This is a genomic window from Pseudomonas sp. 15A4 (assembly GCF_016925575.1).
Classification (GTDB): Bacteria; Pseudomonadota; Gammaproteobacteria; order Pseudomonadales; family Pseudomonadaceae; genus Aquipseudomonas.
The window spans coordinates 3,793,528-3,809,212 of sequence record NZ_CP068986.1 but is presented as its reverse complement, the minus strand read 5'-3'; the positions used below and the strand labels follow the sequence as shown (position 1 = coordinate 3,809,212).

The window sequence follows — 15,685 nt, the reverse complement described above, 5'->3', positions numbered from 1 at the left end:
CAAGCCGCGAGTTGTCATCTGGCCGTCATTCGCCTGTCTTATTCTCCGACCACTTCCTTTCCCATAAAGATTCCGCACATGCTGCGCACTCGTGTATTGGTTCTGCTCGCTTCGCTTTTCGCGATAGACACGCACGCGGCTGCCCTGCCCGCGCCCACTGACGGCTCACCCGCCTTGCGCATTCAGGGCTCGAACACGATTGGTGCGCAGCTGGGGCCGGCGCTGGTCAAAGGCTTGCTGGCTCAGCAAGGCGCGCAGGCAGTTCAGGAACAACCCGGCCCGAACCCCAACGAGATGCGTCTCATCGCCCGTTTGCCCTCGGGCCAGGACGTCAGCATCGACATCGCTGCCCACGGATCGAGCACCGGGTTCGTGGCGCTGAAGGACGGGCTTGCCGATGTGGCCGCGTCTTCACGCCCCATCAAGAACAACGAGGCCATCGACTTGGCGGCCCTGGGCGATCTGCGCAATCATGACGCCGAACAGGTGATCGCCATCGACGGCGTTGCAGTGATCCTTCACCCCGGCAACCCGCTGCGCGAGCTGAGCACGGCGCAACTGGCGAAAATATTTTCCGGGGAGATTCGCGACTGGGAGCAATTGGGTGGGCCGGCCGGGGCTATCCATTTATACGCACGGGATCAGCAGTCCGGCACGTACGACACCTTCAATGAGCTGGTGCTGGCCAGGTCAGGCAAGACGTTGTCGAAGGAGGCCAGGCGCTTCGAGTCCAGCGAGGAACTGTCCGATCAGGTCAGTCAGGACCGTCAGGGCATTGGCTTCATCGGCCTCCCCTACATCCGCCAGGCCAAAGCCGTGGCGATCATCGACGGTGAGTCGAAACCGATGCTGCCCACGGCCAGCCTGATTGCCACCGAAGATTACCCACTGTCTCGCCGCCTGTATTTCTACTTGCCGCCCGACTCGAGGCAGCGCTGGGCCAAGGCGCTGGTGCGGTTCGCCCAGAGTCCACAGGGACAGTCCATCGTCGCGCATAACGGGTTTGTGGCGCAGACGGTTCAAGCGGTGAAAGTGCGGGCGACAGCACTGATGCCGCTGGAATATCAGAACCTTGCCCGTGAGGCCGAGCGGCTGTCGGTGAATTTCCGTTTTGCCCAGGGCAGCGCGACGCTGGACACCAAGGCAACGCTCGATCTCAAGCGCGTGGTCGAGTACCTGAAGGCCCATGACAAGTTGGATCAGAAGGTTACGCTGGCGGGTTTTGGCGACGCCAAGAGCGACCCGGCGCGGGCGCAATTGCTGTCAAAACTGCGGGCGATGGCGGTCCGCCGGGAACTGCTGAAACATCAGGTGGTGCTGCGCGACGTGCGTGGGTTCGGCGACGAAATGCCGGTGGCTGCCAACGATGGCGATGAAGGCCGGATCAAGAACCGCCGGGTCGAGGTGTGGGTGGAGTGAGGCGGTTCAGCCGCCTGCATCCGTGCCAGCAACCTACGGGTTGCTGGTGACGCCGTGGTCGATCACCGATGCTCGCTGCGCATCATCTCCTTCGGCACATATCTGCCGATCTCAAACTTCCCAATCGCCGCGCGATGCACTTCGTCCGGACCATCGGCCAGGCGCAGGGTGCGCTGCATGGCGTACATATAGGCCAACGGGAAATCGCCGGACACCCCCGCACCGCCGTGCATCTGGATCGCCCGGTCGATTACCCGCAACGCAACGTTCGGTGCAACCACCTTGATTTGCGCGATCTCGCTTTTTGCCACCTTGTTGCCCACGGTGTCCATCATGTAGGCGGCCTTCAGGGTCAGCAGGCGCGCCATGTCGATTTCCATGCGCGAGTCGGCGATCTTGTCGATGTTGCCCCCCAGTCGCGCCAATGGCCGTCCAAACGCGGTGCGCTGAACCGAGCGTTTGCACATCAATTCCAGCGCGCGTTCCGCCATGCCGACCGAGCGCATGCAGTGGTGAATCCTCCCCGGGCCAAGGCGACCCTGGGCGATTTCGAAGCCACGTCCTTCACCCAACAGAACGTTTTCGTACGGCACGCGCACGTTTTCGAACAGTACTTCGGCGTGACCGTGGGGCGCATCGTCGTAGCCGAACACTGGCAGCGGTCGCACGATTTTCACGCCGGCCGCGTCAGTCGGCACCAGAATCATTGAATGCTGCTGGTGACGCGGGCCGTCCGGGTTGCTCAGCCCCATGAACACCATGATCTTGCAGCGCGGGTCGCAGGCCCCGGAGGTCCACCATTTACGGCCGTTGATGACCCACTCATCGCCATCGCGCACCGCCGTAGCGGCCATGTTGGTGGCATCCGAGGACGCCACGTCGGGTTCGGTCATCGCAAACGCCGAGCGAATCTCGCCGCGCAGCAAGGGTTCCAGCCACTCTTGCTTCTGCGCGTCATTGGCGTAGCGCACCAGCACTTCCATGTTGCCGGTGTCCGGCGCGGAACAGTTAAAGGGCTCCGGCCCCAGCAGCGAGCGGCCCATGATCTCTGCCAGCGGCGCGTATTCGAGGTTCGACAGCCCTGCCCCGAGCTCGGATTCGGGCAGGAACAGGTTCCACAACCCCTCGGCTTTTGCCTTGGCTTTCAATTCCTCCATGATGGCGGTTGGCTGCCAGCGGTCGCCTTCGGCCACTTGACGCTCGAACACCGGCTCGGCGGGATACACGTAGGCGTCCATGAAGGCGGTCACGCGCTCGCGCAGTGCCTGAACCTTGGGGGAGTAAGCGAAATCCATGGGGGAGCTGCCTTCTGTGAGGTGTTGTCAGGTCGTGATCCGATGCTAGAACAGCGACCCCCATTTATCTAACCTATTCTCGGCGTGTATTAACATTCATAACCGATATATGATTCGGCGCATTCCAAACAACAAGAAACGCACGAGGCGCACAGCAATGAACCTGAGCAAGGTCGATCTCAATCTCTTTATTGTGTTTGACGCCATCTACACTGAAGCCAATCTGACCCGCGCCGGCCAGATCGTCGGCATCACCCAGCCTGCCGTGTCCAACGCCCTGTCCCGCCTGCGCGAAACCTTCAACGATCCGCTGTTTGTGCGCACGGCCCAGGGCATGGTGCCGACGCCGATGGCGCAGAACATCATTGGCCCGGTACGCAATGCCCTGTCGCTGCTGCGGGTCTCGGTGCAGGAAAGCCGGATTTTCAATCCGCTGCAGGCCAACAAGAATTACCGCATCAGCATGACCGACCTCACCGAAGCGGTGATTCTGCCGGCGCTGTTCCAGCGGCTGCGGCGTCTGGCGCCCACCGTGACCATCGAAAGCTTTCTGTCCAAGCGCCGGGAGACGACCAAGGAACTCGCGGCGGGCCGGCTGGATTTTGCGGTGGATGCGCCGCTGAACACCGACCCGCAGGTGCGCCACGTCAAGCTGATGGAAGACCACTATGTGTGTGCCATGCGCCGGGGCCATCCGCTGGCAAACAAGGACGCCATCAGCCTGGACGACTACCTCGGTGTCGCGCACATTCATATTTCCAGTCGACGCAGCGGCCTGGGTTATGTGGACCTGGCGTTGGGAAAAATGGGCATTCAGCGCAAGGTCGCGTTGCGTTCGCAGCACTACCTGATGGCTTCGCAAGTGTTGCAGCAGACCGACATGGTGATGACCGTTCCCGAGCGCTTCGCCCGACGCAATGACCTGCATTTCGTGTATTTGCCGGTGAACGACGTGCCGACCGTGGAGACGCACCTGTACTGGCACGAAAGCACCGACCAGGACCCGGCGAACCGCTGGATGCGCGAGCAGATCATCGAGCTCTGCCAGTTGGTGACGGCGCAGGAACGCAAGTTGGGCAAGACACTTGAAGCAGCGGTGAAGTAGGCGTTCAGCGGCGCATGCGGCCACTGGGCCACTGGGCCACTGCAGGACCGGCTTTAGCCGGGAAGACGCCCGTATGAGCACCATCAATTTTGAGGTGCTGCCGCCGACGCGGCCTTTGTAGGACCGGCTTCAGCCGGGAAGAGGCCGCTGTGGACACCATCAATAGTGCGGTGTGGCTGCTGGCCCTTTCCCGGCTGAAGCCGGTCCTGCATTTAAAGCGCGGTCCTACGATTGGCAGAAGCTGTGCAGTGTTTGATAACGCCCCTTGACGTTAACGTAAAGCCCAACTTACTTTACGCCCATGCCTTCTGTATCGAGCACTGCCATGACCGCTACCACCTACAGTATTTCCGACCTCGCCCGCGAGCTGGACATCACCACCCGCACCATTCGCTTCTACGAAGAACAAGGCATGCTCAGCCCCGAACGCCGTGGGCTGGAGCGGGTTTATTCGGGCCGCGACAAGGTCACCCTCAAGCTGATTCTGCGGGGCAAGCGCATCGGCTTTTCCCTGGCGGAATGCCGCGACCTCATTGGCCTGTACGACCCCGCCGGCGGGAATCACAGACAACTGAGCACCATGCTGGAGAAAATCGCCGAGCGTCGCGCGCAGTTGGATCAGCAACTTCTGGACATTCAGCAGATGCAGCTGGAGCTCGACACTGCAGAGGAACGCTGCAAGGCCGCACTGGAGACATCCCGTTGATTCAACCCGCTAGCACAAGAACCTAAAGTCAAACCTCTCAGGAACGATGCCGCTATGTCTCTCCCTCAACGTGTGCGTCTGGTTGAAGTCGGCCCTCGGGATGGCCTTCAGAACGAATCCCACCCAGTCAGCGTCAGCGACAAACTTCAATTGGTGCAGGATTTGACCGACGCGGGCGTGAGCTACATCGAAGCGGGCAGTTTCGTTTCGCCGAAATGGGTGCCGCAGATGGCCGGGTCCGCCGAACTGTTCGCCGACATCCGGCCCAGGGACGGCGTGACCTACGCTGCACTGGCGCCTAACCTGCGCGGGTTCGAGGACGCCCTCGCCGCTGGCGTGAAAGAAGTCGCCGTGTTCGCTGCCGCATCGGAATCGTTCTCCCAGCGCAATATCAACTGCTCGATCAGCGAAAGCCTGGACCGGTTTCTGCCGATCATGGAAGCCGCGCGATTGCACGGCATCAGCGTTCGCGGCTACGTGTCCTGCGTGCTCGGTTGCCCCTATGAAGGTGACATCGCGCCGAAGCAAGTGGCGGCAGTCGCCAACGAGCTGTTCGCCATGGGCTGCTACGAGGTATCCCTCGGCGACACCATCGGCACCGGCACGCCGGGCGCCACCCGCACGCTGTTCGACGTGGTGGCCGGGCAGATTCCGCGCGGCAAGCTGGCCGGGCACTTCCACGACACCTATGGCCAGGCGCTGGCCAATATCTACGCCAGCCTGCTGGAAGGCATTCACGTGTTCGACAGTTCGGTGGCCGGGCTCGGCGGGTGCCCCTACGCCAAAGGCGCGACCGGCAACGTGGCCAGTGAGGACGTGGTCTACCTCCTGCACGGCCTTGGCATCGAAACCGGCATCGATCTGGACAAGCTCATTACCGCCGGTCAACGCATCAGCGACATCCTCGGTCGAGCAAACGGCTCGCGGGTGGCAAAGGCACGTTTGTCGGCCTGATGTGCGACAAGTTGTCACACAGTGTTACCCTGCCCGCCATCGCGTTCAGGGAAACGGGTAACACGGAAACACCTGGCGACAGATTCAGCCTTGAATCCACGTCGGTGAATCCCGGAAAGCCCCGAGAACCGGGACCTCAGCAAAGTTGGCATGGCTTCTGCTATGTCTTACGTACAACAAAAATAACAAATGCAATGACCCAATAAAAACAAGACGTATCGGCTCTGACATAACAAGAACAACACGGACAGAGACGCAGCTAACTGATTTTTTTGGAGTGGATCGCTCTACTTGAGGCCTTGGCCTCACGACCGTACTGAGAACAATAAAACTGCGTTCAGGCAGCTACCAGACGAGTCGGATCGAAAGATCGAAGCGGATCAGCGCTCAAAAAAATACGTTTGCTCTTGGCCCCTTATGGGGTCGCTCAAAAAAAGCAAAAAAGGCTGGCTGCCAAAAACAACAACAGGCCACCTAATAATAAAAAGAGCATGCAGTTGAAATTGAAGGGGAGCCCAGGCTCCCCTTCGTGCTATCCGGCATTCGTAAACCTCCCCTTCTACCTATTCCAGCGGCCAGCACCTCGCCCCCGTTGACATCAACGTGAGCGCAGGTTTACGTTAACGTAAAGGTGCACATCATCCTCCCCCCTGACAGCCCTCCAATAACAACACGGGATGCAGTCCATGAATTACCCCACGCTTAATTTCGGCCTCGGCGAAACCCTCGACATGCTGCGCGACCAGGTGCGCGCCTTCGTTGCTGCCGAGCTGGCTCCGCGCGCTGCACAGATCGACAAGGACAACCTCTTTCCCGCCGACATGTGGCGCAAGTTCGGCGACATGGGCCTCCTGGGTATTACCGTCGATGAGCAGTACGGCGGCGCGGGCCTTGGCTATCTGGCCCATGTCATCGCCATGGAAGAAATCAGCCGGGGCTCTGCTTCTGCGGCGCTGTCCTACGGCGCCCATTCAAATCTTTGCGTCAACCAGATCAACCGCAACGGCACCCTCGAACAGAAAGCCCGCTACCTGCCCAAACTGATCAGCGGCGAGCACGTGGGCGCCCTGGCTATGAGCGAACCCAACGCCGGCTCCGACGTGGTCTCGATGAAGCTGCGCGCCGACCGGCGCGGCGACCGCTTCGTCCTCAACGGCAGCAAGACCTGGATCACCAACGGCCCTGACGCCAATACCTACGTGATCTACGCCAAGACCGACCTGGAAAAAGGCGCCCACGGCATCAGCGCGTTCATCGTTGAGCGCGACTGGCACGGCTTCTCTCGCGGCAACAAGTTCGACAAGCTCGGCATGCGCGGCTCCAATACCTGCGAGCTGTTCTTCGATGACGTCGAAGTGCCGGAAGAAAACCTGCTCGGTGCGCTCAACGGTGGCGTGAAGGTGCTGATGAGCGGCCTGGATTACGAACGCGTCGTGCTCTCGGGCGGGCCGGTCGGGATCATGCAGGCGTGCATGGATGTGGTGCTCCCGTACATTCACGACCGCAAACAGTTCGGCCAGAGCATCGGCGAGTTCCAGCTGATCCAGGGCAAGGTCGCCGACATGTACACCCAGCTCAACGCCAGCCGCGCCTACCTGTACGCCGTAGCCCAGGCCTGCGAGCGCGGCGAGACCACGCGCAAGGACGCCGCCGGGGTGATCCTCTACACCGCCGAACGGGCGACCCAGTTCGGCCTGGACACCATCCAGATTCTCGGCGGCAACGGCTACATCAACGAATTCCCGGCCGGACGACTGCTGCGTGACGCCAAGCTCTACGAGATCGGCGCCGGCACCAGCGAGATCCGCCGCATGCTGATCGGCCGCGAGCTGTTCAACGAAACCCGCTGACCGCGCCGGAGGCTCCATGACCATTCTGCACACCCGGATCAACCCGCGTTCGCCGGAATTCGCGGCCAACAGCGCGGCCATGCGCACGCAACTCGATGCGCTGCACAGTCTGCTCGACCACGTCCAGCGCGGTGGCGGTGCGAAAGCGCAGGAACGCCATACCTCCCGGGGCAAGCTGCTGCCCCGGGAACGAATCAACCGTCTGCTCGACATCGGCTCGCCCTTCCTCGAGCTCAGCCAGCTCGCCGCCCATGACGTGTATGGCGAAGACGTCCCGGCCGCCGGGCTGATCGCCGGCATAGGCCGGGTTGAAGGCGTCGAATGCATGATCATCGCCAACGACGCGACGGTAAAAGGCGGCACGTATTACCCGCTGACGGTGAAAAAACACTTGCGCGCCCAGACGATCGCCCAGCAGAACCGCTTGCCGTGCATTTACCTGGTGGACTCCGGTGGCGCCAATTTGCCCCGCCAGGACGAAGTGTTCCCGGACCGCGAACACTTCGGCAGGATCTTCTTCAATCAGGCCAACTTGAGCGCCGAGGGTATCGCCCAGATCGCCGTGGTCATGGGCTCCTGCACCGCTGGCGGCGCCTATGTGCCGGCCATGGCCGACGAAACCATCATGGTCCGCGAGCAAGCGACCATCTTCCTTGCCGGGCCGCCGTTGGTGAAAGCCGCCACAGGCGAAGTGGTCAGCGCCGAAGACCTTGGCGGGGCCGATGTGCATTGCAGGGTTTCCGGCGTCGCCGATCACTACGCCGACAGCGATGATCACGCCTTGGCCCTGGCACGACGCTGCGTGGCCAACCTGAACTGGCGCAAGCTTGGCCAGTTGCAGACCCGCCCGCTCCAGGCACCGCTGTATGCCGATGACGAGCTGTACGGCGTGATCCCGGCAGACGCCAAGCAGCCGTTCGACGTGCGCGAAGTCATCGCGCGGCTGGTGGACGGTTCGGTGTTCGATGAATTCAAGGCGCTGTTCGGCACCACGCTGGTCTGCGGCTTCGCCCACCTGCACGGCTACCCGATCGCCATCCTCGCCAACAACGGCATCCTCTTCGCCGAAGCGGCGCAGAAAGGCGCGCACTTCATCGAACTGGCCTGCCAGCGCGGCATTCCGCTGCTCTTTCTGCAGAACATTACCGGCTTCATGGTTGGTCAGAAGTACGAGGCCGGCGGTATCGCCAAGCACGGCGCCAAGCTGGTCACCGCCGTGGCCTGTGCGAAAGTCCCCAAGTTCACAGTGATCATCGGCGGCAGCTTCGGCGCAGGTAACTACGGTATGTGCGGCCGCGCCTATGACCCGCGCTTTCTGTGGATGTGGCCCAACGCGCGCATTGGCGTCATGGGCGGCGAACAGGCGGCCGGGGTGCTGGTGCAGGTCAAGCGTGAACAGGCCGAACGCAGCGGCCAGACCTTCAGCGCTGAGGAAGAAGCCGCGCTGCGCCAGCCGATCCTTGATCAATACGAGCATCAGGGTCATCCCTGGTATTCCAGCGCCCGGCTATGGGACGACGGTGTCATCGACCCCGTCCAGACCCGCGACATTCTCGGCCTGGCCATCAGCGCCTCGCTCAACGCCGCCATCGAACCGACCCGCTTCGGCGTGTTCCGGATGTGACCCGAGAGAATCGCCCCATGAACGATTTCGCCACCCTCGACATCGCCCTCGACCCACGAGGGTTCGCCACGCTCTGGCTCAACCGGCCGGAGAAAAACAACGCCTTCAACGCGCAGATGATTCGCGAGCTGATCATTGCTCTGGATCAGCTGCAGAAGGACGACAGCCTGCGTTTTTTGCTGTTGCGCGGACGCGGCCGACACTTCAGCGCCGGTGCCGACCTGGCCTGGATGCAGGAGTCGGCAAACCTCGACTACAACACCAACCTGGGCGACGCCCGCGAACTCGGCGAGTTGATGTACAACCTGGCCAAGTTCAAGGCGCCGACCCTCGCTGTGGTGCAAGGCGCGGCCTATGGCGGCGCACTGGGCCTGATCAGTTGCTGCGACATGGCCATCGGCGCTGAAGATGCGCAGCTCTGCCTCTCGGAAGTGAAGATCGGCCTCGCCCCGGCAGTGATCAGCCCATTCGTGGTGCAAGCCATCGGCGAACGTCACGCGCGACGCTATGCGTTGACTGCCGAACGTTTCGACGGTGCCCGGGCGCGGGAGATCGGGCTGTTGGCCGAGTGTTACCCGGCCGCCGAGCTGGAACAGCACCTGGAACACTGGATCGCCAACCTGCTGCTCAACAGCCCCCAGGCCATGCGGGTCAGCAAAGACCTGCTGCGCGAAGTCGCCGACGGTGAGCTGACCCCTGCCCTGCGCCGCTATTGCGAAAACGCCATCGCACGGATTCGCGTCAGCGCCGAAGGCCAGGAAGGTCTGCGGGCGTTCCTACAAAAGCGCGAGCCCGCCTGGCGCGGCGATCCGGAGACTCCAAAAGCCACGCGCACCCCACAAGGAGAGTCGCACTGATGAGCGTCCCGCACATGCAACCATTGAATTCGGTGCTGATCGCTAACCGCGGCGAAATCGCCTGCCGGGTCATGCGCACCGCCAAGGCCATGGGCCTCAGCACCATCGCCGTGCACAGCGCCACGGACAGCCACGCGCGGCACGTCCGTGAGGCCGACATCGCGGTGAACCTCGGCGGCAGCAAGGCCAGCGAGAGCTATCTGCAGATCGACAAGCTGATTGCAGCCGCCAAGGCCAGTGGCGCCCAGGCCATCCACCCGGGTTATGGGTTTCTCTCGGAAAACGCAGGCTTCGCCCGGGCAGTGGAACAGGCTGGACTGATTTTCCTCGGCCCGCCCGCCGCGGCCATTGACGCCATGGGCAGCAAGTCGGCGGCCAAGTCGCTGATGGAAACCGCTGGCGTGCCGCTGGTGCCCGGCTACCACGGCGATGCGCAAGACGCCGCAACCTTCCGCGAAGCGTCCGCCCGCATCGGTTATCCGGTGCTGCTCAAGGCCACGGCTGGAGGTGGCGGCAAGGGCATGAAAGTGGTCGAGCGCGATGAGGATCTGGCCGAAGCGCTGGCCTCGGCGCAACGTGAGGCGCAGTCGTCGTTCGGCGATTCGCGCATGCTCGTCGAAAAGTACGTGCTCAAGCCGCGCCACGTGGAGATTCAGGTATTCGCTGACCAGCACGGCCACTGCCTGTACCTCAACGAGCGCGACTGCTCGATTCAGCGCCGTCACCAAAAGGTCGTCGAAGAAGCCCCGGCGCCAGGCCTGACACCACAGATGCGTCAAGCCATGGGCGAAGCGGCGGTGCGCGCGGCACAGGCCATCGGCTACGTTGGCGCCGGCACGGTGGAGTTTCTGCTGGACGCCCGGGGCGATTTCTTCTTCATGGAAATGAACACGCGGTTGCAGGTCGAGCACCCAGTGACCGAGGCGATTACCGGGCTGGACCTGGTGGCCTGGCAGATTCGCGTGGCCCAGGGCCAGCCGCTGCCGATCACCCAGGCCGAAGTGCCGCTGAACGGGCACGCGATTGAAGTGCGGTTGTATGCGGAAGATCCAGTGAACGACTTTCTGCCCGCCACCGGGACGCTGGCGCTGTACCGGGAATCCTCCCAGGGCCCGGGACGTCGCGTCGACAGCGGTGTGGCGGAAGGTGACGAGGTCTCGCCCTTCTACGACCCAATGCTCGGCAAACTGATCGCCTGGGGCGAGACCCGTGAACAAGCGCGCTTGCGGCTGCTGGCAATGCTCGACGAATTCGCCATCGGCGGCCTGAGGACCAATCTTGCGTTTCTGCGCCGCATTATCGCGCACCCGGCCTTCGCCCAAGCCGAGCTGGACACCGGATTTATCCCTCGTTACCAGGAAGATCTGCTGCCAGCGGCCGAGGGCTTGACGGAGGAGTTCTGGCAGCTGGCAGCGCAGGCGTACCTGAGCACTGCGGCGGTGACCATCAGATCCGACGACGCCCATTCGCCGTGGTCGACCACCCGCGGTCTGCGACTTGGCGGCCCAAGCGAAGTGACGTTGCACCTGGCGTGTGGTGCAGAGTCCCGAAGCATGGTGATGCGGAGTGATTCGCAGCAAGGCGTTCGTTTGAACGGCGAGCACTTGCTGATCGAGCGGGATGGCGTGCGTCGCCAGACCATCGCGATCCGTCGGGCCGACACGCTTTACCTGCAATGGCAGGGCGATGTGCATGCGATCCGCTCGGTTGACCCGATTGCCGAGGTGGATGTGAGCCAAGGTCATCAAGGCGGCCTCACCGCACCCATGAATGGCAGCATTGTTAGGGTATTGGTCAGCGTGGGCGAACAGGTGCAGATCGGCACGCCGCTGGTGGTGCTGGAAGCAATGAAAATGGAACACAGTATCCGCGCGAACGCAGCGGGTACCGTTGCAGCGCTGCATTGCGCCGAAGGCGAAATGGTCAAGGAAGGGATGGTATTGGTGGCGCTAGACGCTCATTGACCGGATCTGTAGGAGCCGGCTTGCTGGCGAACGCGTTTCGTCAGCTGCCAGTTGCATACATGACCCACCGCATTCGCCAGCAAGCCGGCTCCTACAGTTTGGGATCGCAGGAATTCAGTGAGATTGATTCGGCGCGAACACGAATGTAGGACCGGCTTCAGCCGGGAAAGCCTCGGTCGTCACGCCGCGAAATCGAGCGTGGCAATACCGGCCTCTTCCCGGCTAAAGCCGGTCCTACTAAGCGATGCATCCAGTTCGATGAGAGGAGGCCTGAACGACCTCCTCCTTGTTTTTACGCCGCTACTTCATACAACTTCAGCACTTCAACCTCGCCACTGACCAAACTCTGGCGCATCCGCGCCGCCTGCAGTGCCGCTGCCTTCATGGCGCTTTCCTTGACGTGACCATAGCCGCGAATGCGCTCCGGCAGGCGCGCCAGGTTCAGCGCGGTGTGCCGATTGCTGGCACTGAGGTTGCCGAGGATCAGTTCGATGTCGTCCACGTACGCATCAATCAGCTCGCGCTCCTGGCGACGCTCGACGCTGCGGCCGAACGGATCGAGCACCGTGCCGCGCAGGAATTTGAAACGCGCCAGCACATCGAACGCCTTCAGCATCCACGGCCCGAAGCTGCGTTTGCGCGGGGCACCGTTGTTCGGGTCGCGCTTGGCCAGCCAGGACGGTGCCAGATGAAACTCGATGCGGTAATCGCCCTCAAACTGCGCTTCCAGCTGACGGGTGAAGTCGCCGTTGCTGTACAGCCGCGCCACTTCGTACTCGTCCTTATAGGCCAGCAACTTGAAGTAGTTGAACGCCACCGCCTCGGTCAACGCAGGTGGCTGCCCCGGGAACAGCCGCGCTTCGGCATCCCGCACACGGTTAACCAGCGTCAGGTAACGCTCGCTCAGCGCGCCGTTCTGATAGGCGATCAAGGCGTGGACGTTGCGGGTGACGCGCTCCTCCAGCGTCAGATGCTCAGGGTCCGGCGTTGGCTGGCTCTGCGGGTTGGCGGCTGCTTGTACCGCTGGCAAGTCGAACGCTGCACGGCGCCCCCACAGGAACGCTTGCTGGTTCAGATTGACCGCCACGCCGTTAAGCTCAATGGCCTTCTCGATGGCCGCAGAGGTCAAAGGAATCAGCCCCAGCTGGAAGGCATAACCCAGCATGAAAAGGTTGCTGGCAATGCTGTCGCCCATCAGCTTGGTCGCCAGATCCGTCGCCTGCACAAAGTGCGTTTTCTCGGCGCCGACGGCTTCGCGGATGGTCTGCATCATCGCTTCGGCCGGGAACTCCGCATCGGGATTTCGGGTGAACTCAGCGGTCGGCGTCTGCTGGCTGTTGATCACCGCATGGGTTTTCGCGCTGTTGAGCTTGGCGATGGCATCAGGGCCTGAGGCCACCAACAGGTCACAACCCAGCAGCAGATGCGCTTCACCAGCCGCGATGCGCACGGCGAACAGATCTTCCTGGCGCGCGGCGATACGAATGTGGCTGACCACCGGGCCAAACTTCTGTGCCAGACCGGCCTGGTCGAGCACGCTGCAGCCCTTGCCCTCCAGATTGGCGGCGTAACCGAGCATTGCACCGACGGTGGTCACGCCCGTGCCGCCCACACCCGGCAGCAGAATGTTGTACGGCTGGGCGAGGCTCGGCAGCGTCGGCTGCGGCAGTTCGGCGAACGCCTGGGCCTGTTTCGGCAACTGCGGCTTGCGCAGCTTGCCGCCATGCACCGTGACGAAGCTCGGGCAGAAGCCCTCCACGCAGCTGAAGTCCTTGTTGCACGCGCTCTGGTCGATTTCACGTTTGCGCCCTTCCGGGGTTTCCTTCGGCAGCACCGACAGACAGCCCGATTTGACGCCGCAGTCGCCACAGCCTTCGCACACGGCCGGATTGATGATGGCGCGCTTGTCCAGATCAACCATCGTGCCGCGCTTGCGGCGACGGCGTTTTTCCGTGGCGCAGGTCTGGTCGTAGATGATCACCGACACGCCTTTGAACTCACGCAACTCGCGCTGCACCGCGTCCAGGTCGCTGCGATGGTGGAAAGTGGTGATCGGCGCAAACTGTTCGCGGCTTGGGTATTTCTCCGGCTCGTCCGAGACCAGGGCAATGCGCTGCACGCCCTCGTTGAACACCTGCCGGCTGAGCTGATCGACGCGCAGCACACCGTCGATGGGCTGGCCGCCGGTCATGGCGACAGCGTCGTTGTAAAGAATCTTGTAGGTGATGTTGACCTTGGACGCGACCGCCGCCCGCAACGCCAGGTGCCCGGAGTGAAAGTAGGTGCCGTCGCCCAGATTCTGAAACACATGGGGCGTTTCGGTGAACGGCGCCTGGCCGATCCAGGTCACGCCCTCGCCGCCCATCTGGGTGAACGTCTCGGTTTCCCGGTCCATCCAGATCGTCATGTAATGACAGCCGATACCGGCCAGGCCGCGACTGCCCTCCGGTACGCGGGTCGAGGTGTTGTGCGGGCAGCCTGAACAGAAGTGCGGCGTGCGCTGGGTCTTGAACAGCGGCGCGGCCAGGGCTTTCTCCTTGTCGGCGAGAAACTGCAGGCGTGCGTCGATTTTCGGGCTGCTGTAGATCGGCGCAAGGCGTTTGGCGATGACGCGGGCGATCATCGCCGGCGTCAGTTCGGCCAGGTTCGGCAACAGTGAACGGCCTTCTTCATCAAACTCACCGACCACACGGGGACGCTGATCCACCGGCCAGTTGTACAACTGGCCGGTGAGCTGATCCTCAATGACGCTGCGCTTTTCCTCGACCACGAGGATCTCGTCCAGGCCTTCCGCGAAGCCGTGCACCGACACCGGCTCCAGGGGCCAGCTCATGCCGACCTTGAGCACACGAATGCCCACCGACGCGCAGAGGTCTTCGTCGATGCCAAGCTCCTCGAGGGCCTGACGTACATCCAGATACGACTTGCCGGTGGTGATGATGCCCAGACGCGGCTGCGGCGAATCAATCACCACCTTATTGAGGTTGTTGGCCCGGGCGAACGCGCGAGCGGCGTAGATTTTATAGGTATTGAGGCGCGCCTCCTGGGCGAGGGCGGATCGGGCCAGCGAATGTGCAGGCCGCCTTCGGGAATCTGGAAGTCTTCGGGTATCTGTGTATGGATGCGCAGCGGATCGACCTCAACGACGGCCGAGGAATCGACGTTTTCGGCGATGGTCTTCATGGCCACCCAGCAGCCGCTGTAGCGCGAAAGCTCCCAGCCGATGATGCCGTAATCGAGGATTTCCTGGACGTTGCTGGGGTTGAGCACCGGGATCATCGAGGCGATGAAGGCGTGCTCGCTCTGGTGCGCAATGGTCGAGGATTTACAGCCGTGGTCGTCCCCGGCAAGGATCAGCACCCCGCCCTTTTCGGCGACGCCGGCCGAGTTACCGTGCTTGAACACGTCGCCGCAACGGTCAACGCCCGGACCCTTGCCGTACCACAGGGCGAAGACGCCGTCGTATTTGCCGTGTGGGAATAGATTGACTTGCTGACTGCCCCAGACCGCCGTCGCGGCGAGCTCTTCGTTGACGCCGGGCTGGAAATGAATGGCGTTCTGCTGGAGATAATCCTTGGCGTCCCAGAGGCTCTTGTCGAGGTTGCCCAACGGCGAGCCGCGATAGCCTGAGATAAAGCCGGCGGTGTTGAGCCCGCGGGCTTCGTCGCGCTGCTTCTGCAGCATCGGCAGGCGGGTCAACGCCTGGGTTCCGGTCAGGTACAAATTTCCGGTTGCGAGTCGGTACTTATCGTCCAGACGAATATCAGCCAGGGACATTCAGGCACTCCTTTATTTTTATTAGTGCGTTTTGAATGCGGCGCCAGCGGCGTTTGCAGCCTTGCCAGCGCCTCGCCGTCAGGACGGTTCAGCCCAACGGTCACAGACAAAATACTGCCTGCCCGACGGAGGCT

At 62.3% G+C, this 15,685-nt stretch carries 9 protein-coding genes and 1 pseudogene; 8 read left to right on the top strand and 2 right to left on the bottom strand.

The genetic code is table 11. From position 1 onward, the window contains the following. The first annotated feature begins 78 nt into the window (after positions 1-78). Positions 79-1,419 (top strand): phosphate ABC transporter substrate-binding/OmpA family protein, encoded by a 1,341-nt coding sequence (locus tag JN403_RS16845; protein WP_205483341.1) that lies wholly within the window; start codon positions 79-81, stop codon positions 1,417-1,419. A 62-nt stretch (positions 1,420-1,481) separates the two neighbouring features. Here JN403_RS16845 and JN403_RS16840 read toward each other — a convergent pair whose 3' ends face one another. Further along, positions 1,482-2,714 (bottom strand): acyl-CoA dehydrogenase, encoded by a 1,233-nt coding sequence (locus JN403_RS16840; protein ID WP_205483338.1) that lies wholly within the window; start codon positions 2,712-2,714, stop codon positions 1,482-1,484. Between the two features lie 157 nt (positions 2,715-2,871). Here JN403_RS16840 and JN403_RS16835 point away from each other — a divergent pair, with 157 nt between their 5' ends. The 7 genes from JN403_RS16835 (at position 2,872) to JN403_RS16805 (ending at position 11,774) form a co-directional block, all read left to right on the top strand. Continuing rightward, positions 2,872-3,819: a LysR family transcriptional regulator gene (locus JN403_RS16835; protein ID WP_205483335.1), complete on the top strand. Its 948-nt coding sequence runs from the start codon at positions 2,872-2,874 to the stop codon at positions 3,817-3,819. A gap of 325 nt (positions 3,820-4,144) precedes the next feature. Beyond that, positions 4,145-4,525 carry a MerR family DNA-binding transcriptional regulator gene (locus JN403_RS16830; RefSeq protein WP_205483333.1) on the top strand — a complete coding sequence of 127 codons (381 nt, stop codon included), beginning with the start codon at positions 4,145-4,147 and terminating at the stop codon, positions 4,523-4,525. 54 nt (positions 4,526-4,579) lie between these two features. Further along, positions 4,580-5,479: a hydroxymethylglutaryl-CoA lyase gene (locus JN403_RS16825; protein WP_205483331.1), complete on the top strand. Its 900-nt coding sequence runs from the start codon at positions 4,580-4,582 to the stop codon at positions 5,477-5,479. Positions 5,480-6,165: 686 nt separating this feature from the next. Further along, a complete protein-coding gene (locus JN403_RS16820) occupies positions 6,166-7,329 on the top strand; it encodes an isovaleryl-CoA dehydrogenase (protein WP_205483330.1) in 1,164 nt (387 codons plus the stop codon). A gap of 16 nt (positions 7,330-7,345) precedes the next feature. Further along, complete coding sequence (locus JN403_RS16815; RefSeq protein WP_205483329.1) at positions 7,346-8,953, top strand: carboxyl transferase domain-containing protein; 1,608 nt, start codon at positions 7,346-7,348, stop codon at positions 8,951-8,953. A gap of 17 nt (positions 8,954-8,970) precedes the next feature. Further along, positions 8,971-9,810 carry a gamma-carboxygeranoyl-CoA hydratase gene (locus tag JN403_RS16810; RefSeq protein ID WP_205483328.1) on the top strand — a complete coding sequence of 280 codons (840 nt, stop codon included), beginning with the start codon at positions 8,971-8,973 and terminating at the stop codon, positions 9,808-9,810. After that, positions 9,810-11,774, top strand: a complete 1,965-nt coding sequence (locus tag JN403_RS16805) for an acetyl/propionyl/methylcrotonyl-CoA carboxylase subunit alpha (protein ID WP_275900164.1) — start codon at positions 9,810-9,812, stop codon at positions 11,772-11,774. Before JN403_RS16810 ends, JN403_RS16805 begins: the two co-directional genes overlap by 1 nt. A 292-nt stretch (positions 11,775-12,066) precedes the next feature. Here the strand turns inward: JN403_RS16805 and JN403_RS16800 are convergent. After that, positions 12,067-15,551, bottom strand: a pseudogene (locus tag JN403_RS16800) (indolepyruvate ferredoxin oxidoreductase family protein). Positions 15,552-15,685: the final 134 nt, after the last annotated feature.